17 protein-coding genes are annotated in these 22,085 nt (G+C 59.2%); 16 read left to right on the top strand and 1 reads right to left on the bottom strand.

Going from position 1 to position 22,085, the window contains the following annotated elements; translation table 11 throughout:
- Positions 1-6 precede the first annotated feature (6 nt).
- From ACFER_RS08330 to ACFER_RS08280, 11 genes are all read left to right on the top strand, one after another.
- Positions 7-993, top strand: coding sequence for an ABC transporter substrate-binding protein (locus ACFER_RS08330; protein WP_012938977.1), 987 nt, complete (start codon positions 7-9; stop codon positions 991-993).
- Positions 994-1,011: 18 nt separating this feature from the next.
- Positions 1,012-2,004, top strand: a complete 993-nt coding sequence (locus tag ACFER_RS08325) for an ABC transporter substrate-binding protein (protein ID WP_012938976.1) — start codon at positions 1,012-1,014, stop codon at positions 2,002-2,004.
- Positions 2,005-2,007: 3 nt separating this feature from the next.
- Complete coding sequence (locus ACFER_RS08320) at positions 2,008-2,892, top strand: ABC transporter permease (protein ID WP_012938975.1); 885 nt, start codon at positions 2,008-2,010, stop codon at positions 2,890-2,892.
- Complete coding sequence (locus ACFER_RS08315) at positions 2,892-3,686, top strand: ABC transporter ATP-binding protein (RefSeq protein ID WP_012938974.1); 795 nt, start codon at positions 2,892-2,894, stop codon at positions 3,684-3,686. The genes ACFER_RS08320 and ACFER_RS08315 overlap by 1 nt, the downstream gene beginning before the upstream one ends.
- Positions 3,687-3,719: 33 nt before the next feature.
- Complete coding sequence (locus tag ACFER_RS08310; RefSeq protein ID WP_012938973.1) at positions 3,720-4,982, top strand: diaminopimelate decarboxylase family protein; 1,263 nt, start codon at positions 3,720-3,722, stop codon at positions 4,980-4,982.
- A gap of 1 nt (position 4,983) precedes the next feature.
- On the top strand, positions 4,984-6,564 hold the full coding sequence (locus ACFER_RS08305; RefSeq protein WP_012938972.1) for a ClC family H(+)/Cl(-) exchange transporter: 1,581 nt from the start codon (positions 4,984-4,986) through the stop codon (positions 6,562-6,564).
- 246 nt (positions 6,565-6,810) lie between these two features.
- Positions 6,811-8,130, top strand: coding sequence for a replication-associated recombination protein A (locus tag ACFER_RS08300; protein WP_012938971.1), 1,320 nt, complete (start codon positions 6,811-6,813; stop codon positions 8,128-8,130).
- 83 nt (positions 8,131-8,213) lie between these two features.
- Entirely contained in the window at positions 8,214-8,588 is a 375-nt protein-coding gene (acpS, locus tag ACFER_RS08295) for a holo-ACP synthase (protein ID WP_012938970.1), read from the top strand.
- A gap of 1 nt (position 8,589) precedes the next feature.
- A complete protein-coding gene (locus ACFER_RS08290) occupies positions 8,590-10,092 on the top strand; it encodes a bifunctional ADP-dependent NAD(P)H-hydrate dehydratase/NAD(P)H-hydrate epimerase (protein ID WP_012938969.1) in 1,503 nt (500 codons plus the stop codon).
- A gap of 124 nt (positions 10,093-10,216) precedes the next feature.
- A complete protein-coding gene (locus tag ACFER_RS08285; RefSeq protein ID WP_012938968.1) occupies positions 10,217-11,320 on the top strand; it encodes an N-acetylmuramoyl-L-alanine amidase family protein in 1,104 nt (367 codons plus the stop codon).
- A gap of 4 nt (positions 11,321-11,324) precedes the next feature.
- Entirely contained in the window at positions 11,325-11,873 is a 549-nt protein-coding gene (locus tag ACFER_RS08280) for a GerMN domain-containing protein (protein ID WP_012938967.1), read from the top strand.
- Between the two features lie 254 nt (positions 11,874-12,127).
- Here ACFER_RS08280 and putP read toward each other — a convergent pair whose 3' ends face one another.
- Positions 12,128-13,615 (bottom strand): sodium/proline symporter PutP, encoded by a 1,488-nt coding sequence (gene putP, locus ACFER_RS08275; protein ID WP_012938966.1) that lies wholly within the window; start codon positions 13,613-13,615, stop codon positions 12,128-12,130.
- 268 nt (positions 13,616-13,883) lie between these two features.
- Here putP and ACFER_RS08270 point away from each other — a divergent pair, with 268 nt between their 5' ends.
- The 5 genes from ACFER_RS08270 to mfd all read left to right on the top strand — a co-directional run bounded on the left by ACFER_RS08270 (position 13,884) and on the right by mfd (position 22,026).
- Positions 13,884-14,363, top strand: coding sequence for a YwiB family protein (locus ACFER_RS08270; protein WP_012938965.1), 480 nt, complete (start codon positions 13,884-13,886; stop codon positions 14,361-14,363).
- Positions 14,305-15,963, top strand: coding sequence for an arginine--tRNA ligase (argS, locus tag ACFER_RS08265; protein WP_012938964.1), 1,659 nt, complete (start codon positions 14,305-14,307; stop codon positions 15,961-15,963). Before ACFER_RS08270 ends, argS begins: the two co-directional genes overlap by 59 nt.
- A 34-nt stretch (positions 15,964-15,997) precedes the next feature.
- Positions 15,998-17,617, top strand: a complete 1,620-nt coding sequence (locus ACFER_RS08260; RefSeq protein WP_012938963.1) for a CTP synthase — start codon at positions 15,998-16,000, stop codon at positions 17,615-17,617.
- A 70-nt stretch (positions 17,618-17,687) separates the two neighbouring features.
- Complete coding sequence (glpX, locus tag ACFER_RS08255) at positions 17,688-18,650, top strand: class II fructose-bisphosphatase (protein ID WP_012938962.1); 963 nt, start codon at positions 17,688-17,690, stop codon at positions 18,648-18,650.
- 97 nt (positions 18,651-18,747) lie between these two features.
- Positions 18,748-22,026 (top strand): transcription-repair coupling factor, encoded by a 3,279-nt coding sequence (mfd, locus tag ACFER_RS08250; protein WP_012938961.1) that lies wholly within the window; start codon positions 18,748-18,750, stop codon positions 22,024-22,026.
- The last annotated feature ends 59 nt before the right edge of the window (positions 22,027-22,085 follow it).

Below are 22,085 nucleotides of genomic sequence, written 5' to 3'. Positions count from 1 at the left end.
GCAGAGATGAAAATGTGGAAGAAAGGGGTTCTCCTTATGGCGGCACTGGCTGTGGGACTGACGGCAGGCTGCGGGAGCACCCAGAAGACCGGGGAAAAGAAGAACGTGAAGGTGGGCGTGGTCCAGCTGGTGGAACACCAGGCCCTGGATGCGGCCAACAAGGGGTTCGTGGACGGCCTGGCTGCCGGAGGGTTCAAGGAAGGGCAGAATCTGACCCTGGACCGGCAGAATGCCCAGGCGGACCAGTCCAATCTCCAGACCATCGCCCAGCGGTTCGCCAACAACAAGGAGGACCTGATCTGCGCCATTGCCACGCCGGCAGCCCAGACCATGGCCAATGTGACCCGTGACATCCCCATTGTGGGCACGGCCATCACCGACTACAAGGAAGCCAAGCTGGTGAAGGATCCGGAAAAGCCCGGCACCAACGTCACCGGCACCACGGACATGAACCCCATCGACAAGCAGCTGGATCTGCTGCTGAAAATCGTGCCCAAGGCCAGGACCATCGGCATCCTGTACAATTCCAGTGAAATCAACTCCCAGATCCAGGTGAAGAAAATGAAGGAACTGGCGGAAGCCAAAGGCCTCACCGTACGGGAAGCCACGGTTTCCAGCGTCAACGACATCCAGCAGTCCGCCCAGAGCCTGGTGGGCCAGGTGGACGCCATCTACGTGCCCACGGACAACGTGATCGCTTCCGCCATGCCGGTGCTGGCCAAGATCACCAACCCGGCGAAGATCCCGGTGATCTGCGGGGAAGAAGGGGTGGTCAAGAGCGGGGCCCTGGCCACCATCGGCATCGACTACTACAAACTGGGCTACCAGACCGGACTCATGGCGGCCAAGATCCTGAAAGGGGAAGCCAAACCCCAGACCATGCCCATTGAAAAGCAGAAGGACATGAAGGTGACGGTGAATGAAGCAACGGCCAAGGCACTGGGCCTCACTCTTCCGGAAGATGTCCTGAAGGGTGCCAGCATCGTGAAGTAAAGCAGGAGGGGATGCATCATGAAGAAAAGCGCAAAAGCGGCGGCAGTCCTGGCCATGCTGGCCATGCTGGTGGGGGTGGCAGGCTGCGGCGGCGACACCAAGCAGGCCGGAAAAGACAAGACCTGCAATGTGGGGATTTTGCAGCTGGTGGAACATCCGGCCCTGGATGCGGCCAACAAGGGGTTTGTGGACGGCCTGAAGTCCAAGGGCTTTGAAGAAGGGAAGAACATCAAATTCGACCGGCAGAATGCCCAGGGAGACCAGTCCAATCTCCAGACCATCGCCCAGCGTTTCGTCAGCAACAAGGTGAACCTGGTGTGCGCCATTGCCACCCCGGCAGCCCAGACCATGGCCAATGCCACCAAAGACATCCCCATTGTGGGGACGGCCATTACCGATTACAAAGTGGCCAAACTGGTGAAGGACAACAGCCAGCCGGGTACCAACGTCACCGGCACCACGGACATGAACCCGGTGGAAGCCCAGATCGACCTGCTGGTGAAGATCATGCCCAAAGCCAGGACCGTGGGCTTCATTTACAATTCCAGTGAAGTGAACTCCCAGCTCCAGATCGACCTGGCCAAAAAGGCGGCAGCCGCCCGGGGCCTGAAGACGGTGGAAGCCACGGTTTCCAGCGTCAACGACATCCAGCAGGCTGCCCAGAGCCTGGTGGGCAAGGCCGATGCCCTGTACGTGCCTACGGACAATGTGCTGGCCTCCGCCATGCCCAACCTGATCAAGATCACCGATGAAGCCAGGATCCCCGTATTCTGCGGGGAAGCCGGGATGACCAAGGCCGGCGGTGTGGCCACCCTGGGCATCGATTACTACAAACTGGGCTTCCAGACCGGGGAAATGGCAGCGGACATCCTGAGCGGCAAAGCCAAACCCCAGAACATGGCCATCCAGGCCCAGAAGACCTTTACGGTGACCCTGAACGAAGCCCAGATCAAGAAACTGGGACTGACTGTCCCGGATGATATTCTGAAAGAAGCCAAAGGAGCCAAATAATCCATGATCGATCTGTTATTGCCAACTGTTTCCCAGGGCCTGCTGTGGTCCCTCCTGGCCCTGGGCGTCTACATCACCTTCCGGGTCCTGGACATTGCGGACCTGACCGTGGAAGGGTCCTTCCCCCTGGGGGCCTCGGTGGCCGTTACTCTGCTGGTGAAGGACGTGAACCCGGTGACGGCCATCCTGGCCGCCGCTCTGGCCGGGGGACTGGCCGGGGTGGTCACCGGACTGCTCCACACCAAACTGCGAATCCCTGCTCTCCTGGCAGGGATCCTCACCATGATCGCCCTGTATTCCGTGAACCTGCGGATCATGGGCAAGGCCAACGTGTCCCTTCTGGGGAAGGAAACCGCCTTTACCCTGGTGGAAAGCACCCTGGGGGTGGCCTATTCCCAGGCGGTGCTTCTGGTGGGCATCCTGTCCTGCCTGCTGTTCTCCGTGCTCATGTACTGGTTCTTCGGGACGGAAATCGGGGCCGCCATCCGGGCCACCGGGTACAATCCCCAGATGATCCGGGCCCAGGGGGTGGATACCAACATCATGCTGCTGATCGGCCTGTTCTTCAGCAACGCCCTGGTGGCCGTGGCCGGCGCCCTGGTGGCCCAGAGCAACGGCTTTGCTGACGTGGGCATGGGGGTGGGGACCATCGTCATCGGTCTGGCCTCCGTAATCATCGGAGAAGTGCTTTTCGGCACCCGCAGCTTCAAGAACTCCCTGATCTCCGTGATCCTGGGGTCCATCGTCTACCGTCTGGTCATCGCCATTGTGCTCCAGATGGGGATGCCTCCCAATGATCTGAAACTGTTTACGGCGGTGCTGGTGGCCATTGCCCTGAGCCTGCCCATGGTCAAAGGGAAGTTCCAAAGCAGAAAGGCGGGAATCTGATGCTGGACATCAAACATTTATCCAAAACCTTCTTTCCGGGAACGGTCAACGAAAAGAAAGCCCTGACCGATGTGAACCTGCATATGGAACCGGGAGATTTCATCACCATCATCGGGGGCAACGGGGCCGGGAAATCCACCCTGCTGAACTCCATTGCAGGGGTCTTCCCCATTGATGCGGGCCAGATTCTCATCGACGGGGTGGATGTGAGCAAAATGCCGGAACACAAACGGGCCCGGTATATCGGCCGGGTGTTCCAGGATCCCATGATGGGCACCGCCGCCGGGATGATGATCGAAGAGAACCTGGCCATTGCCTCCCGCCGGGGCAAAACGCCGGGGCTCTCCTGGGCCCTGAAGGACGGGGACCGGGAAAAGTTCCGGGAAATGCTGAAAGAACTGGACCTGGGCCTGGAAAACCGGCTCACCAGCCGGGTGGGGCTGCTCTCTGGCGGCCAGCGGCAGGCCCTGACCCTGCTGATGGCGGCCATGAACAAGCCCCGGATCCTGCTGCTGGATGAACACACCGCCGCCCTGGATCCCAAGACGGCGGAAAAGGTGCTGACCATGACGCAAAAAGTCATTGGGCGGGACCATTTGACATCTCTCATGATTACGCATAATATGAGAGATGCCCTGCGCTTTGGCAACCGGCTGATCATGATGAACGCCGGCCGGATCGTGGTGGATGTGAATGCAGAAGAAAAGGCCAAACTGACCATTCCGGATCTGCTGGCCCTGTTTGAAAAAGCGTCCGGCTCTGCACTGGACAATGACCGTATGATGCTCAGCTGAAACATGAGCCAAATTGAGGGGGAATAACCAATTATGAAAAAAGTTCCATTCGTAACCAAAGAACAGGTGGAAAAACTGGCGGAAACCTATCCCACGCCGTTCCATATCTACGATGAAAAGGGCATCCGGAATACGGTGCGCAGCATCAACAAGGCTTTTGCCTGGAACAAGGGCTTCAAGGAATATTTTGCCGTGAAGGCCACGCCCCTGCCGGGGATTCTGAAGATCATGAAGGAAGAAGGCTGCGGCACGGACTGCTCTTCCTATCCGGAACTGCTGCTCTCCGATGTGTGCGGCTTCAAGGGCCATGACATCATGTTCTCTTCCAACGATACCCCTGTGAAAGACATGCAGGAAGCCTACAAGCTGGGGGCCATCATCAACCTGGACGATTTCACCATGATCGATTTTCTGGAACAGGTGGCGGCCATTCCGGAAACCATCTGCTGCCGGTTCAATCCCGGGGGCGTGTTCGCCCTGGGCAACGACATCATGGACAACCCGGGGGATTCCAAATACGGCATGACCCGGGACCAGCTCCGGGAAGCCTTCAAGATCCTGAAAGCCAAGGGCGTGAAGCATTTCGGCATCCATGCCTTCCTGGCCAGCAACACCGTGACCAACGGATATTATCCGGAACTGGCCCGTCAGCTGTTCCAGCTGGCTGTGGACATGAAGAAGGAAACCGGTGTGGCCGTGGACTTCATCAACCTGTCCGGCGGGGTGGGCATCCCCTACCGTCCGGAACAGACACCCAATGACATTGCCGCCATCGGGGAAGGAGTCCGGAAGGTCTATGAAGAAGTGCTGACGCCGGCAGGCATGGGCAATGTGGCCCTGTTTACGGAAATGGGGCGTTTCGTCACCGGTCCTTACGGGGGCCTGGTCACCAAGGTCCTCCATTTCAAACACATCTACAAGGAATACGTGGGGGTGGATGCCTGCGCCGCCAACCTGATGCGGCCGGCCATGTACGGGGCCTATCATCACATTACGGTGCTGGGGAAGGAAAACGAACCCTGCGACCATACTTATGATGTGACTGGCGGCCTCTGCGAAAACAACGACAAATTCGCCATCGACCGGAAACTGCCGAAAATCGACAAAGGGGATTACCTCTTCATCCATGATACCGGGGCTCACGGGTCTGCCATGGGCTACAACTATAACGCCAAGCTGTGGTGTGCCGAACTGCTGCTGAAGGAAGACGGCAGTGTGGAACTGCTGCGCCGGGCAGAAACGGAGAAGGACTACTTCGCCACGCTGGACTTCACCGGCCTGTTCAAGGATCTGTAAGATGGAAGGGCAGGAAAGGGAAAAGACCCTCCAGGGGATGCTCCATGTTCCCAACCTGAAACTGAAGCTGGCTTTTGAAGGAATCCTGGTGGGGATCACCACCGGCCTGTGCATTACGGTGCTGCGGCTGTGTCTGGGCTTTGTGGCCCGGAACCGGGCGAAGATGGTGGATTTTCTCCAGAATGTGCCTCCCGCCTATACCCTGCTGTGGGTGGGGGCCCTGCTCCTGATTGCCATGGTGATCGCGGCCCTGGTCCGGTGGGCTCCCATTGCCGGGGGCAGCGGCATCCCCCAGGTCCGGGGCATTGTGCTGGGCCTGGAGAAAAGCACCCACTGGGCCCGGGTGATCCTGGTGAAACTGCTGGATACTTCCCTGGGCATCGGGGCCGGCCTTTCCATGGGCCGGGAAGGACCTTCGGTCCAGATTGGGGCCATGACCGGCCAGGGGGTGGGGAACGCCCTGAACAACACCAACCTGGAAAAGCGGGCCCTGATCAGCAGCGGTGCCGGAGCCGGGCTGGCGGCGGCTTTCAACGCACCCATGGCCGGGGTGATGTTCACCATGGAAGCCATCCACAAGAATCTGTCCGCCATTGTCATGGCACCCACCCTGATGGCCTGCATGACCACCACAGTGCTGGTCCATTGGGTGTTCGGGGTGGAAACGGTGCTGACCATTCCCAAGATGCCCATCCTGCCGGTGGAACTGCTGCCCCAGGTGATCGTCCTGGGCCTGGTATCCGGGCTCATCGGGGTGGCCTTCAACAAGGGGTCTCTGAACATCGGCCGGTTCTACAGCCTGCCGGTGTTCCGAAAACCCTGGATGAAGATCGCCTTTCCCCTGCTGCTGACCATTCCCCTCACCTACCTGCTGCCCCAGATCCTGGGGGCCGGGGACAACATCATCGAAGCCATGGTGGACCTGGAAGGGACCCTGGGGATGGTACTGGTGATCCTTCTGGGGAAATTCTTCTTCACCATTTTCAGTACCGGGTCCGGCGCTCCCGGGGGCAGCCTGCAGCCCATGCTGGTGCTGGGGTCCCTGGTGGGGAGCCTGTACGGGAACCTGCTGGTGCAGCTGGGGCTCCTGCCGGAAGCCTACCGGCTGAATATGGTGGTGTTCGGCATGGCCGGCTTATTTGCCGGCTCCGTCCGGGCACCGGTGACGGCCATCCTGCTGCTTTTGGAAATGACCGGCCGGTTCTACCATCTGGTACCTTTGGGCATTGTGACCCTGTTTGCCTATGCGGCCGGGGAAATCGTCCATGATACGCCCATTTTCGACGCCATGCTGGAACGGTCGCTGAAGGACAACCCCAAGGTGAAGAATATCCTGGAGGCTCCGGAAGAGCAGATGCTGGTGGAAATCGCCGTGGAAGGGGGAGCCCGGGTGGAAGGGAAGACCCTCCAGGAAATCCGCCTGCCCGGCCGGGCCCTGGTGGTCTGCGTCCGGCGGGGGGATCAGGACATGATCCCCCAGGCCGATACCGTCCTGCTGGGCGGAGATTACGTCTATCTCATCCCCAACCACGCCCGTCTCCATCAGCTGAATGAGCTGTTCAAGACGAAGACGGGGGAGTAGGGGGCGAAGGGATTCGCCCCCTGGTCGCGGGTCGCGAGCCATGAGTCGCGGGCTTGTTAGTGCAAATCGAAAATCTGATTTTGCAGATTCTGATTGATTTTGCTGTATCATCCTATAGAAGATAAACAAACGGCTTAAACGTCCAGGCCCGCGACCCGTGGCCCGTGACCAAAGGGGACTGTTGCATGGCAACAGTCCCCTTTTTCATGGTATAATAAAATTTAGAGTATACGGGAGGTGATATCCTTGGAAGAAGACAGTCTGTTTGCGGCGCCGGCGGATGAGCCTCTGGCGGCCCGGCTGCGGCCCCGTACCCTGGACGAATTCGTGGGCCAGGAGCAGCTGCTGGGACCGGGGAAGATCCTCTGGAACCTGATCGAGGAAGACCGGATCTCCTCCATGATCTTCTGGGGGCCGCCGGGGGTGGGGAAGACCACCCTGGCCCAGATCATCGCCCACACCACCCGGGCCAATTTCATTAATTTTTCCGCCGTGACCAGCGGCATCAAGGAAATCCGCACGGTGATGCAGCGGGCCGATGAGAACCGGCGGTTCGGGGCCCGGACCATCGTGTTCGTGGACGAAATCCACCGGTTCAACCGGGCCCAGCAGGATGCGTTCCTGCCCTTTGTGGAAAAAGGCGCCATCATCCTGATCGGCGCCACCACGGAAAATCCTTCCTTTGAGGTGAACGGGGCTCTTCTGAGCCGGTGCAAGGTCTTTGTGCTGAAGGCCCTGGATGAAAAGGCCATCAAAGGGATCCTGAAACGGGCCCTCACCGATCCCCGGGGATTCGGGAAAGAAACCGTCCATCTGGCGGAGGAAGACCTGACCTTCCTGGCCCGGCTCTCCAACGGCGATGCCCGGTCCGCCCTGGCCACCCTGGAAATGGTGGTGCTCAACGGGGAACGGAAACCGGACGGCATCCATGTGTCCCGGGAGCTGATTGAACAGTGTACCGGGAAAAAGGCTCTCCTGTATGACAAAACCGGGGAGGAACACTACAACCTGATTTCCGCCCTCCACAAATCCATGCGGAATTCCGATCCGGATGCGGCGGTGTACTGGCTGGCCCGGATGCTGGAAGCGGGGGAGGATCCCCTTTACATTGCCCGGCGGGTGGTCCGGTTCGCCAGCGAAGACGTGGGCCTTGCGGATTCCCGGGGGCTGGAGATCGCGGTGGCAGCCTACCAGGCCTGTCATTTCCTCGGTATGCCGGAATGTTCCGTGAACCTGACCCATGCGGTGATCTACCTTTCCATGGCGCCCAAATCCAACGCCATGGAACTGGCCTACAACGAGGCCAGGGACGATGCCCGGCAGCATCTCAACGAACCGGTGCCCCTCCAGATCCGGAACGCTCCCACCCGGCTGATGGGAGAGCTGGGCTACGGCAAAGGGTACCAGTATGCCCATGACACCAAAGAGAAAATGGCCGCCATGCAGTGCCTGCCCGACGGGCTGAAGGACCGGAGCTATTACCATCCCACGGAACAGGGGCTGGAAGCCCGGTACAAGGAACGGCTCCGGCAGATCAAGGACTGGAAAAAACAGCATGGGATGTAAATGGAAAAGAAAGAGCACAGTTTTGCCATAGTTTTGTAACATTGTTTCAATAAGATAGAAAAGCGTGAAAGAAGGAATTGGATATGATTCTTGGCATGGGTGTGGATATCCTGGAAGTGGGCCGGATGGAACGGGCCCTGAAACAGGCCGGGTTCAAAGAAAAGACCTTTACCCGGGACGAAATCGAGTACTGTGAAAGCAAGGGCGCTCACAGCAGCGAATCCTACGCGGCCCGGTTTGCGGCCAAGGAAGCCCTGGGCAAGGCCCTGGGTACCGGCCTGACTCCGGGACAGCTCCAGCAGGTGGAAGTGCTGAACGAGGAAAAGACCGGGGCGCCCCGGCTCCATCTTATGGGCCAGCTGCGGGTGGCCGCTCTGGTGCGGGGCGTGGAACGGATCCATGTAAGCCTGAGCCATACGGCGGAAAATGCCATTGCCCAAGTACTGTTGGAGGGATAAGATGAAACTCATTGCAAGTGAAGCCATGAAAAAAGTGGATGCCAAGGCCATCGGGGAAATGGGAATCCCGGAGGCCGTCCTCATCGAGAACGCCGGACGGGCCGTGGCCGATGTGGCGGCGGACCTGATGGGGAATCCCCGGGAAAAACGGGTGATCCTGCTGATCGGGAAAGGAAACAACGGGGGAGACGGCCTGGCCGCCGCCCGGTTCCTGCTGAAACGGGGGGCTCTGGTGACCCTGGTGCTGGCGGAAGCCCCGGAAAGCTTCGGCCCGGGAGCGGCGCTACAGTACAAGATCTGCCAGAGCTTCCCTTTTACCATCCTCCGGTGGGAAAAGGACCAGAATGAAGTGCTCCAGGCCTGTGCCCAGGCGGATCTGTTCATCGACGCCCTGCTGGGGACCAGCTTCCATGGTAAAGTCCGGGAACCCATCCGGTCCCTCCTGGAAACCCTCCAGATGGTGCCGGTACCGGTGCTGGCGGTGGACATCCCCAGTGGGGTGGAAGCGGATCATGGGTATACGGACCTGGCCCTCCACGCCCGGGCCACAGTGACCATGATCGCCCCCAAACCGGGGCTGTACCTGTATCCCGGAGCCGGGTACACCGGGAAGATCATCCTGGCGGATCTGAATACCCCGCCCTCCCTGGTGCTGGAAGCGGAAAGCAATGCGGAGCTCCTGACGGAAGACCTGGTCCGGCACGTGCTGCCCAAACGGCCCCCCAATGCCCACAAGGGCATGAACGGCCGGGTGGGGATCCTGGCCGGGAGCCTGGGGTATGCCGGAGCGGCGGAACTTTGTTCCAAGGCGGCGGTCCGGGCCGGGGCCGGTCTGGTGACGTTGTACACCCAGCCGGAAGTGCTCCAGCCCCTGATCATCAAATCCACGGAGGTGATGGTGCGGCCGGTGACGGAAGCCAGCCTGAAGGCCTTCCGGAGATTTGACGTGGTGGCTGCCGGTCCCGGAGCAGGGAAAGCCCCGGAAACCGTCCAGTACCTCCGGGAACTGCTGCCCCAGCTGTCCCAGCCCCTGGTGCTGGATGCGGACGGCCTCAATGCCCTGGCTGGGGATGATGCCCTGCTGCAGTCCCTCCAGAAAAAAATCTTTACCCCCCATCCGGGAGAAATGGCCCGGCTGCTGGGGAAATCCACCGGGGAGATCCTCCAGGATCCGGTCCGGGCGGCCCTGGAAGGGGCGGCCAGATGGCAGGCGGTAGTGGTGCTGAAATGCACGCCGGTGGTGGTGGCCCTGCCCAACGGACAGGTGTTCATCAATACCACCGGCAATGAAGGCATGGCCACCGGGGGCTGCGGAGACGTGCTCACCGGGACCATTGCCGCCCTTTTGGGACAGGGACTGGACCTGGGCCAGGCCGCCTGCTGCGGGGTCTATCTCCAGGGGCTGGCCGGGGATCTGGCGGCGGAAGGCGGAAAGATCGGTCTTGCGGCCGGGGATCTGGTGACCCACCTGCCTGCAGCCCTGGACAAAGTGAAAAAGAGATAAAAGATGGCCGGCCCGCCGGGGCGGTCAGCCGGCCTGATTTGCATGGAACCTGGGAAAGTGTTACAATGGCCGGGTAGTCCGGGAGGCAGAAGACAGCCTGCTGCGTCCCAAGAGGAGGTTCAACGTGTTCAAAAAACTGCTGTTATTCTTTTTCTGCCTGGTGGCATGCCTGGGAACGGGAAATGCCCAGGCGGCGTCCAAGATCCAGGATGTGGTGTACGGGGTCAATCCCAACGGACGGCTGCGGATTGTCCTGGATACCAACCAGGCCACGAAATACAAAACGGAAATGCTGGACAATGAACTGCGGGTCACCGTCTACGGCAACCTGAAATCGTCCATTCCCCGGGTCACTACCCCCAAAAAGGCCACCTATGTTTCCAAGGTGTATCTGGAACGGAAAATCAATGCCACGGTGGTCCATGTGATGATGAAGAGACCCCTCCAGAAGGGGATGTTCAACGTGTTCAGCCTGAAGGAAGACAAAGTGGCCAAGCGGCCCACCCGGGTGGTGGTGGATGTGATCGCGGCGCCGCCCCAGAAGACCTTCACTCCCAAGCGGCCCAGCAGGCCTTCCAGCTCTCCCTGGCAGCCCACCCGGCCCAAACCCAGTTTTGGCAACACCTATTCCGTGGTGGGAGGCATCAGAGGCAAGCGGATCACCCTGGATCCGGGCCATGGGGGCACGGACCCGGGAACCCACGGACTGGTTACCGGCACCTATGAAAAGGACGTGACCCTGCCCATTTCCAAAAAGGTGAAGGCCCTGCTGGAAAAGAAAGGGGCCATCGTCTACATGACCCGGACCACCGACGTGGATGTGTACGGACCGGACGCCACCGATGCGGAAGAGCTCCAGGCCCGGGTGGATGTGGCGGAGAACAGCCATTCCGACATGTTCATCAGCATCCACATCAACGCCAGTGAAAACACCAGCGTGGGCGGGTTCTCCACCTACTACCATCCCAAGACCAAGTACGATATCCAGGTAGCCCAGTGCATCCAGGACCGGCTGATGAAGACCGCCGATGTGGATGACCTGGGGGTACGGTACGCCAACTTCTACGTGAACAAGCGGAGCACCATGCCCGGGGCATTGGTGGAATGTCTGTTCCTGACCAACAAAAGGGAAGAAAAGCTGCTGATCTCCGACTGGTTCCAGAACAAGGTGGCCAATGCCATTGCTGACGGTATCGAAGACTTCTACAACCAGCATCAAGGAGGCTGAGCCCATGGACAAAAGACTGACCCGCTGGACGGCGGCAGCACTACTGCTGGGGAGCCTGACTTTTTTGGGAGGCTGCAGTCCCCAGAACACCACCGTGAACCCTGACACGAAAAAGGAAACGGCTGCGGCGGATGCCAAGGCCGGGCAGAAGGGAGCCCAGGCTTCGTCCCGGACCCTGTACCGGGTGGGGAAGAACGGGAAGCTCCAGGCCCAGACCGTGAAGCTTTCCGGCAGCCGGGACAAGCTGCCCCTGCTGGTGCTGAAGGAACTGGTGGAAAAGCGTCCCCAGGGGGACACCACCTTCCCCAAAGGGGTCAGGGTGAACAAAGTCACCGTAAAGGACAAGGTGGCCACCATTGATTTCAGCCGGGAATTCCAGACCCGGCGGGGGGACCACGACACTCTGCTGATGCTGTATGCGGTGGTGGACACCCTCACCGAATTCCCGGAAATCCAGAAAGTAAGGTTCACCGTAAAAGGCAAGCCGGTAACGGTTCTGGGAGGGCAGGATCTGTCGGAGCCGCTGAAACGGGACGGGAAGTATATACAGTAAGAAAAGGTGGGCTGTGAAGAGATGCTTTTTTCATTTCTTCACAGCCCACCTTTTTGGTCACGAGTCGTGGGTCGCGGGCTTGTTGGTACGGACCGAAGTTTCAGTTTTGCAGATTCCAACCGATTTTTTCTTATCATCATATAGAAAAAGAAACAAATGGCTTAAACGTCCTAGCTCGCGACCTGTAGCTCGCGACCCGCGACCAAAAGGGGGCCTGGAAAAAATGAGGAATCATTTTTTCCAGGCCCCTTTTTTCATTCCTCTTTCAACTTGGCAACCGCCTCGTCGTACCGGGCCACCACTTCCGGCTCCGGTTCGCTGTCCATCAGGCTGACGATGACGATGGCCAGGCAGGACAGGATGAACCCGGGGATGATTTCGTAGACGCCGGTGAAGGCGAAGAAGTTCTTCCAGATCAGCACCGTGGAACCGCCCACTACGATGCCCGCGAAGGCCCCGTCAGTGGTCATCCGGCGCCAGAACAGGGAGAACAGCACCAGGGGCCCGAAGGCGGCCCCGAAACCGGCCCAGGCGTAGGAAACGATGTTCAGGATCATGCTGTCCGGGTTCATGGCCAGTACCAGGGAAAGGGCGGATACCACGATGATCATCATCCGGCTCATCCGTACCAGTTCCGCGGCCGTGGCCTTGGGGTTGATCAGGATCTTGTAGAAGTCCGTGGTAAAGGAAGAAGCGGCCACCAGCAGCTGGCTGTCGGAGGTGCTCATGATGGCCCCCAGGATCCCGGAGGTGATGATTCCGGCGAAGAAGGGATGGTAGAATTTCCCGCTCAGCTGGATGAAGACGGTTTCCGCTGCCCCGCCTTTCAGCACATCCCCCAGGTATACCCGGCCGGTGAGACCCACCAGTACGGCCATGGCCAGGGAGATCACCACCCAGGTGACGGCAATGTGGGTGGCCTGCCGGATGCTCTTGGGATCACGGATGGCCATGAACCGGACCAGAATGTGGGGCTGTCCGAAATATCCCAGGCCCCAGGCCAGCAGGGAAATGATGGCGGTCAGGCTCAGGACGCTGCCGTCGGCCCCCCGGATCATATCGAAATAGTGGGGGCTGATGGCGTTCAGCCGGGCCATGGTGGCATCCACCCCGCCGATGTAGTACATGGCGGTCACCGGCACCACCAGGATGGAGAAAAACATCAGGAAGCCCTGGAACAGGTCCGTCCAGCACACGGCGGCAAAGCCCCCCATCAGGGTGTAGAACACCACGATGCCGGCGGTGAGGAACAGGGAATAGCGGTAATCCAGACCGAAGGCCGTGTTGAACAGCTTGCCCCCGGCCACGAAGCTGGAGGAAGTGTAGATCAGGAAGAAAATGAAAATGAAGAAGGCGGAGGCAATCCGCAGCTTCCGGTGCTTGTCGGAGAACCGGTTGTCAAAGTACTCTGGCAGGGTAATGGCGTTGCCCATGACGGAGGTGAAGATCCGCAGCCGCTTGGCCACCAGCACCCAGTTGACCCAGGTGCCGATGATCAGTCCCAGGGCAATCCAGAAGGCGCTGATGCCGGCCATGTAGGCGTACCCCGGCAGGCCCATGAGCATCCAGCCGCTCATGTCGGAAGCCTCCGCGCTCATGGACGTGACCCAGGGACCCAGCGCCCGTCCCCCCAGGGCGTAGCCTTCCATATCATCATCTTTTTTATACGTGATCAGCCCGATCCCGATCAAAACGGCAAAATACAGGACCAGAGCCACCACCGTGCTTAATGCAACATGCATAAACACACATCCTTTCTTTTATTTTTGCATAAGGTCCATTATATAATAGAATGGGGATCGGTGCAATCCAATCCCTTCCCGGGATTTTCCCCATCCACCCCTTGCCTTTTGGACGGCTTTAATATAAAATAAACAAGAATAGGCAAGACAATACAATTTTTTTGCTGACAGATACTACATAACGAATCCGAAAGAGGGCTTGCTCCTTCGCCGCGCTGATGGTGCTGGCTTGCACAGGGGCAACCCTCTCTTATTGTGGAGAGAGTCCATGACACCTGTAAAGATTACCATCCATAGTGAAACCGTAGGGGCCGGGGATGCAGATCCCGCCACCCTGGTGGCCTTCGGGCAGCTGACGGAAAAGGACGGGACCGTCTATGTCCGGTACGACGAATCGGAAGTGACCGGCATGGAAGGGACCCGCACCACCCTGAAATGGACGGAGGACACCCTGACGGTAATCCGGCATGGCCGTTATGAACATCGGCAGCAGTATGAACGGGGCCGGAACAGTTCGTTTCAGTACAGGACCCCGTATTTTACTGTTCCCATGACGGTCTTTACCCGGGAACTGGCCATCAGCCGCCGGGACCGTGCCTGGCAGCTCCGGGTCTTCTTCGACCTGGAAATGGACAGCCAGCCCAATGGAAGCATTCGTTTGCAAATCGAGATCGAGGAGGAAGAAAAGCGTGGACATGAAGAAAGTACTGGCGGAGGCCGTAGCCGACGCCGTCCGGAAGGCCATTGAGGCAGGGAAACTGTCCCAGGGGGAAATGGCCCCGGTGGTCCTGACCGTACCGCCCCAGAAAGCCTTTGGTGATTTTGCCACCAACTTCGCCCTGCAGGCGGCCCGGAATTTCCACTGTGCCCCCCGGGTGATCGCCGCTGCGGTGCAGGAATACCTGGACTGCCCCAGCGTGGACAAAGTGGAAATCGCAGGTCCCGGATTTTTGAACTTCTACCTGAAGGAAGACTGGCTGGGAGAATCCCTCCGGGCCATCCTGGACAAAGGGGAGAATTACGGAAACCTGCCCCCCAAGAACGGGGAAAAGATCCAGATCGAATACGTAAGCGCCAACCCCACCGGTCCGCTCCATGTGGGCCACGGACGGGGCGCGGCAGTGGGCAGCGCTCTGGCCAGCCTGATGAAGGCCGCCGGTTATGACGTGACCCGGGAATACTACATCAACGATGCCGGGAACCAGATGCACAACCTGGCCCTTTCTGTGAACGCCCGGTACCTGGAACTCTTCGACATTCCCTGCCAGTTTCCGGAAAACGGATACCATGGGGAAGACATCAAAGTGACCGCCCGGCGGATCAAGGCCAAATACGGGGACAAGTTCATCCATATGCCGGAAGAAGAACGGCTGGAACAGTTCCAGACCCTGGCCAAGGAAGAAAAACTGGCGGCCCTGAAGGAAGACCTGGAAGCCTTCAACTGTGAATTCGACGTGTGGTTCAGCGAACAGAGTCTCCACGATGCGGACAAGATCCACCAAGTGGTGGACGAGCTCCAGGAAAAAGGCTATGTGTATGAGAAAGACGGAGCCAAGTGGTTCAGATCCACGGCTTTCGGAGATGATAAAGACCGGGTGGTGATCCGTGACAACGGGGTATCCACCTACTTTGCCGCGGATATCGCCTACCACCAGAACAAATTCCAGCGGGGCTTCGACCGGGTGATCAACCTGTGGGGCGCCGACCATCACGGGTACATTCCCCGGGTGAAGGCGGCCATGGAGGCCCTGGGCTATGATCCCAGCCGGCTGGAAGTGCTGATCCTCCAGATGGTGGCCCTGTACCGGAACGGGGAACTGGTGAAGATGAGCAAGCGCACCGGCAAGAGCGTGACCCTCAATGAACTGATCGAGGAAGTGGGGACCGATGCGGCCCGGTTCTTCTTCATCATGCGGAGCATGGACAGCCAGCTGGATTTCGATCTGACTCTGGCCACGGAACATTCCAATGACAACCCGGTGTACTATGTCCAGTATGCCCATGCCCGGATCTGCAGCATCCTGCGGCAGATGGAAGAAGAAAAGATCGCCCTCCGGAAGGACTGCGACCTTTCCGTGCTGAAGGAACCCATTGAAGTGGACCTGATCAAGAAGCTGAATGATTATGAGGAACTGATTGAAACGGCAGCTGCAGAACGGGCCCCCCACAAGATCGCCCACTATGTGTACGATCTGGCCGGGCTGTTCCATTCGTTCTACAACCAGTGCCGTGTCCTGGGCGTGGATCCTGCGGTGCAGCAGGCCCGTCTGGCGTTGATTACAGCTGTGGGCAATACCCTGCGCCACGGTTTGAAGATCCTGGGTGTCAGTGCACCGGACCATATGTAAAGTTGGGCGAAAGCCAGAAAAAGGGAGGAAGAAAATGACCAAGTATATTTTTGTAACGGGCGGTGTGGTGTCTTCTTTAGGGAAAGGAATCACGGCAGCGTCCCTGGGCCGTCTGCTCAAGAGCAGAGGGTACAAGGTGACCATCCAGAAGTTCGATCCCTACATCAACATCGATCCTGGTACCATGAGCCCGTACCAGCACGGGGAAGTATTCGTCACCGATGACGGGGCGGAAACGGACCTGGATCTGGGCCATTACGAACGGTTCATTGACATCAACCTGTCCCGGAATTCCAACGTGACCGCCGGCCGGATTTACCAGTCCGTGATCAACAAGGAACGCCGGGGGGATTATCTGGGCCGTACGGTACAGGTCATTCCTCACATCACCAACGAAATCAAGGAACGGGTCTACCGGGTGGGCCGGGAAGAAAATGCTGACTTCGTGATCACCGAAATCGGCGGCACCGTAGGGGATATCGAATCCGAACCCTTTATGGAAGCCATCCGGCAGGTGAAGAAGGATGTGGGCCGGAACGATGTGCTCTACATCCATGTGACCCTGGTGCCCTACATCGCCGCTGCCGGGGAACTGAAGACCAAACCCACCCAGCACAGCGTAAAGGAACTGCGGAGCATCGGCATCACCCCGGATATCCTGGTGTGCCGGAGCGAAAAGGAAATCAGCAAGGAAATGCGGGAAAAGATTTCCATGTTCTGTGACGTGGATGCGGACGCCGTGTTCCAGTCCATCACCGCTCCCAGCATCTACGAAGTGCCCATGCTGCTGGAAGACCAGGGTATGGACAAAGTGGTGCTGCGGAAACTGGACATGGAAGACAAACCCAAGGACATGGATGCCTGGCATGCCATGGTGAAGAAGATCCTGGCCCCCCATGCCCAGAAATCCACCATTGCTGTGGTGGGCAAATACGTGGAACTGCCCGATGCCTACATCAGCATCGTGGAAGCCCTGAAACACGCCAGCTATTTCCATGACGCAGATGTGGACATCGAATACATCAACGCCGTGGATCTGGAAGACCCCAAGGCGGACTTCGCTCAGATCTTCAAAGGCGTGGATGGGATCCTGGTGCCCGGCGGCTTCGGCGACCGGGGCATCGAAGGGATGATCCGGGCTGCCCAGTATGCCCGGGAAAACAAGATCCCCTTCTTCGGCATCTGCCTGGGGATGCAGTGTCTGGTCATCGAATATGCCCGGAACGTCTGCGGCATGGCCAAGGCCAACTCCACGGAATTCGACGAAAACACCCCGTATCCGGTAATCTATCTGATGCCGGAACAGATGAGCGTGGAAATCAAGGGCGGCACCATGCGGCTGGGGGCTTATCCCTGCAAGCTGTATCCCGGCACCCTGGCGGAAAAGGCCTACGGCACTGAAAGCATCAGCGAACGGCACCGTCACCGCTACGAAGTGAACAACGAACTGCGGGATGAACTGTTCAGCCACGGTCTGGTGCTGGGCGGCACCCTGCCCAACGGGAAACTGGTGGAAATGGTGGAACTGCCCACGGATGTCCATCCCTGGTACCTGGGGGCCCAGTTCCATCCGGAACTGAAATCCCGTCCCACCAATCCCCATCCTTTGTTCAAGGCCTTCATCGCAGCCGCGTTGAAGTATCATAACCATTGATTTCTGCAGCAATAGCGGATACAATGAAAGGGCAAGGAAAATTGCCCAACGAATCTGGGAGGCGTATGGAATGAACAGAGAATTATCCATGGAATTTATCCGAGTAACGGAAGCCGCAGCGATTGCCAGTGCCCGTGGTGTTGGCCGGGGCGACAAGAATGGCATCGACCAGCTGGCCGTGGATGCCATGCGGAAAATGTTTGATACCGTCCACATCAACGGGACGGTGGTCATTGGTGAAGGGGAAATGGACGAAGCCCCCATGCTGTACATCGGTGAAGAAGTAGGGGCCGGCGGTCCGGAAGTGGACATCGCCGTTGACCCGGTGGAAGGGACCAACCTGGTGGCCAAAGGCCAGAACGGCGCCATTGCCGTTATCGCCATTGCCCCCAAAGGCTGCCTGCTCCACGCACCTGACATGTACATGGACAAGATCGCCGTAGGTCCCCGGGCCAAAGGCTGCATCAACATCGATGATCCGGTGAGCGTCAACCTCCAGCGGGTGGCCAAGGCCCTGAACCGGAACGTGAACGATCTGACCGTTGTGGCCCTGGACCGTCCCCGTCACCGGAAAATCATTGAAGAAGTCCGTGCCGTTGGGGCCCGGATCCGTCTGATCAGTGACGGGGATGTGGATCCCATCATTGATGCCGGTATCGAAGGCACCGGCGTGCATATGTACATCGGCCGGGGCGGCGCTCCGGAAGGCGTACTGGCTGCCTGCGGGCTGAAATGCCTGGGCGGCGACATGCAGGCCCGTCTGGTTCCGGAAAACGAAGACCAGGTGGAACGCTGCCGGAAGATGGGCATCGAAGACACCAAGAAGATCCTGACCATTGATGATCTGGTCAAGGGCGATGACTGCATGTTCACCGCCACCGCCATCACCAACTGCGATATGCTCCGGGGAGTCAACTACTTCGGCAACGGTGCCCGTACCCATACCATTTCCATGCGGTATGCCACCGGCACGGTCCGGTTCGTGGACGGCGTCCACACCTTCGACCGGAACAACATCAACATTAAACTGTAATTGAAAAGGGGCTGTTGCAGAAGCAACAGCCCCGTCAGCAAGAGGGGTGTTGCCCAGCAACACCCCTCTTTCCCTGTTCCTGTAAAGAGAGAATTTTATGACAAATACACTGACGAAACTGTTGCAGCAGGAGAAAAATGTCCGGGAAGGGGCAGATCTCTGGCAAAAGACCCCCGGTCCCCTGCAGCTGACCGGCCTCACAGGCTCTGTGAAAGCCGGCTTTTTGTGCGCCCTCCAGGAAACGGTCCAGGCGGCCCAGCCCCTGGTGATCCTTACGGTGAACCGGGAGAGCATCCGGGCCCAGCGCCGGGAACTGGCCCATTTCTATCCGGACCTGGCCATGCGGGAACTGTACCCGGCCAGCCTGATCCACGGCCAGGTGGATACCCGGAACGAACAGGTGATGGCGGAACGGGCAGCGGCCCTGGAAATGATCGTCCGGAAGGAGCCGGGAATCATCTTCGCCACCGCGGAAGCCGCCATCCAGAAACTGCCCCAGCCGGAATCCCTGGTCCGGGAAAACCTGAAACTGGCGGTGGGGCAGGAGATCGAACAGTCCCTGGTGGTGGAAAAACTGGTGAAGGCCGGCTACGAACGGACGGAACAGGTGGATACCCTGGGTCAGGTGGCGGTCCGGGGGGATATCCTGGACGTGTTCCCCATCAACGGGAAAGATTCGGTGCGGATCGAATGGTTCGACAACACCATCGATGCCATGAAACGGTTCGACCTTGACACCCAGCGGAGCATCGGGACCATCTCCCAGGTGGGGATCATGCCACTGGCGGTCCCAAACCAGGAAATCAGTGCCTCCCTGTTCCAGTACCTGTCGGCGGACCAGCTGGCGGTACTGGATGAACCTGTAGCCTTCTTTGAAGAATGCAAAAAAAGCTGGGGAGACAATCGGGAATTCGCCGACCAGCTCCTGGACCAGGAAACCATGATCCAGCAGGCCGGGGAAACCCATCTGCTGACGGTCAGCGACCTGGGCCATCCCTATTTTCCCCAGGCTCCCCGTATCCATGTGCAGGTCCGGGCCATGGCTCCCTACAATAAAAACACCGACCTGCTCCAGAAAGACCTGAAGGGCTGGCTGGACCAGGGCATCCATCCCCTGATCATGATGGGGACCCGGGACAAGGCCGCAGGCCTGGCAGAAAGCCTGAAAGGAGCCGGTCTGCCCATGGCCTTTGCCGGCCAGTTCCAGGGCGTACCGGAAACCGGGGGCCAGGTCTTTGCCGGCAGCCTGACCAACGGCTTCTATTTCTGGGATGAAAAATGGCTGCTGCTGACGGAAAGCGACATCTTCGGGGCCCAGAAGAAGCGCCGGCTCACCAAAACAAAGGGCAAAGGACCGGCCCTGAACTATTTCTCCGACATCAAGGCCGGGGATTATGTGGTTCATGACGTCCAGGGCATCGGGCGGTACATGGGGGTGGAAACCATCGAAGTGAACGGGGTCCACCGGGATTACCTCCAGCTCCAGTACGCCGGCGGGGACAAGCTCCATGTGCCGGTGGAACAGGTGGGCCTCCTCCACAAATACGTGGGCAACGAGGGGACGCCGCCCAAATTGTCCAACATGGGCCGGAAGGACTGGCAGAAAGCCACCCGGAAAGCCCAGAAGGCCATCACCATCCTGGCCACGGAACTGCTTCGGCTCTACGCCCAGCGGAAGATCACCCCGGGCCATGCCTTTGCCCCGGATACCCACTGGCAGAAAGAATTCGAGGACAGCTTCCCCTTTGAGGAAACCCCGGACCAGCTGAAGGCCATTGCTGAGATCAAGGCGGACATGGAAAAGCCCGTACCCATGGAACGGCTCCTCTGCGGGGACGTGGGCTACGGCAAGACCGAAGTGGCCATCCGGGCCGCCTTCAAGGCCGTCATGGACGGCAAACAGGTGGCAGTACTGGCTCCCACCACCGTCCTGGCCCAGCAGCACCTGCTGACCTTTACCCAGCGGATGGGCTCCTTCGGGGTGCGGGTGGAGATGCTCAGCCGGTTCCGGACCCCCAAACAGCAGCGGGAGATCATGGAACGGGTGGCGGAAGGCAAGATTGACGTGCTTATCGGCACCCACCGGATCCTGAACCCGGATGTGGAATTCCACGACCTGGGACTGTTGATCATCGATGAGGAACAGCGGTTCGGGGTGGCCCAGAAAGAAAAAATCAAGCAGCGCAGCGCCGGCATCGACGTGCTGACCCTCTCCGCCACCCCCATTCCCCGTACCCTCCACCTGGCCCTGGTGAAGGGACGGGACATGAGCATCATCGAATCCCCTCCGGAAGACCGGCTGCCGGTGGAAACCTATGTGGCCGAATATGATGACGGGATGGTCCGGGAAGCCCTGGAACGGGAAATCCGCCGGGGCGGACGGATCTACTATGTCCACAACCGGATCGAGGGGCTGAGCCGGATCGCTGCCCATCTCCGGGAACTGGTCCCCGGGATTACCATCGGTCTGGCCCATGGACGGATGACTGAGGACGAACTGGAAGATGTGATGCTGGGGTTCTACCAGGGGGACTTCGACGTGCTCCTGAGCACCACCATCATCGAAAACGGCCTGGACGTGCCCCTGGCCAACACCATCATCATCGACGGGGCGGAAAACTTCGGACTGTCCCAGCTGTACCAGATGCGGGGACGGGTGGGCCGGTCCTCCCGGCTGGCCTATGCCTATTTCCTGTACAAAAAGGACCGGGTGCTCAGTGAAGTGGCCCAGAAACGGCTCCAGGCCATCCGGGACTTTACGGAACTGGGGGCCGGCTTCAAGATCGCCATGCGGGACCTGGAGATCCGGGGGGCCGGGAACCTGCTGGGGGCCGAACAGCACGGACAGATCACCGGGGTGGGCTTCGACCTGTACTGCCGGCTGCTGGAAAAGACCATCAACACCCTCCAGAACGGCGGAAACCCGGATGAACCCGTTCCGCCGGATCCGGTGATCGAAATGAAGCTGGATGCCTACATCCCGGACGATTATATCGACAATCCCCGGTACAAGCTGGAACTGTACCACCGTCTGGGAGACATGAAGTATGAGGACAGGAACGATCTGATGGATGAGATCATCGACCGGTTCGGCACGCCCCCCACCCAGGTGGAGAACCTGTGGCGGGTGGCGGCTCTCCGGGATGTGTGCCGGAAGCTCCGGATCATCAGCGTGGCGGTGCGGCCGGGAGAAATCCGGCTCGCCTTCGATCCCCACAGCAAGGCCAATCCCGATGTGCTTCAGGCCCTGATCCGGGAATACGTGCCCCGGGCCACACTGAAGATGGGGCCCCAGCCCCAGTTCGTGCTGAAAACCAAAGGCATGGAGGAACAGCCCCTTTCCTGGCTGGAAAAGAACCTGCCCCGCATGCTATAATCTTTTGTGAATAACCCAATCCCGTAGGGGGCGCAGGCCCGGCGCCCCGCTGAAAAACA

The sequence above is a fragment of the Acidaminococcus fermentans DSM 20731 genome (assembly GCF_000025305.1).
Lineage (GTDB): Bacteria > Bacillota > Negativicutes > Acidaminococcales > Acidaminococcaceae > Acidaminococcus > Acidaminococcus fermentans.
Note: the sequence above shows the minus strand (reverse complement) of the source record. Positions and strands in the feature narration are given on the sequence as shown.

Bases quoted from the DNA above. Each gene is read 5' to 3' on its own strand.
- ACFER_RS08330 (WP_012938977.1), top strand. From the start codon at position 7: ATGAAAATGTGGAAGAAAGGGGTTCTCCTTATGGCGGCACTGGCTGTG.
- ACFER_RS08325 (WP_012938976.1), top strand. From the start codon at position 1,012: ATGAAGAAAAGCGCAAAAGCGGCGGCAGTCCTGGCCATGCTGGCCATG.
- ACFER_RS08320 (WP_012938975.1), top strand. From the start codon at position 2,008: ATGATCGATCTGTTATTGCCAACTGTTTCCCAGGGCCTGCTGTGGTCC.
- ACFER_RS08315 (WP_012938974.1), top strand. From the start codon at position 2,892: ATGCTGGACATCAAACATTTATCCAAAACCTTCTTTCCGGGAACGGTC.
- ACFER_RS08310 (WP_012938973.1), top strand. From the start codon at position 3,720: ATGAAAAAAGTTCCATTCGTAACCAAAGAACAGGTGGAAAAACTGGCG.
- ACFER_RS08305 (WP_012938972.1), top strand. From the start codon at position 4,984: ATGGAAGGGCAGGAAAGGGAAAAGACCCTCCAGGGGATGCTCCATGTT.
- acpS (WP_012938970.1), top strand. From the start codon at position 8,214: ATGATTCTTGGCATGGGTGTGGATATCCTGGAAGTGGGCCGGATGGAA.
- ACFER_RS08290 (WP_012938969.1), top strand. From the start codon at position 8,590: ATGAAACTCATTGCAAGTGAAGCCATGAAAAAAGTGGATGCCAAGGCC.
- ACFER_RS08280 (WP_012938967.1), top strand. From the start codon at position 11,325: ATGGACAAAAGACTGACCCGCTGGACGGCGGCAGCACTACTGCTGGGG.
- putP (WP_012938966.1), bottom strand. From the start codon at position 13,615: ATGCATGTTGCATTAAGCACGGTGGTGGCTCTGGTCCTGTATTTTGCC.
- ACFER_RS08270 (WP_012938965.1), top strand. From the start codon at position 13,884: ATGACACCTGTAAAGATTACCATCCATAGTGAAACCGTAGGGGCCGGG.
- ACFER_RS08260 (WP_012938963.1), top strand. From the start codon at position 15,998: ATGACCAAGTATATTTTTGTAACGGGCGGTGTGGTGTCTTCTTTAGGG.
- glpX (WP_012938962.1), top strand. From the start codon at position 17,688: ATGAACAGAGAATTATCCATGGAATTTATCCGAGTAACGGAAGCCGCA.
- mfd (WP_012938961.1), top strand. From the start codon at position 18,748: ATGACAAATACACTGACGAAACTGTTGCAGCAGGAGAAAAATGTCCGG.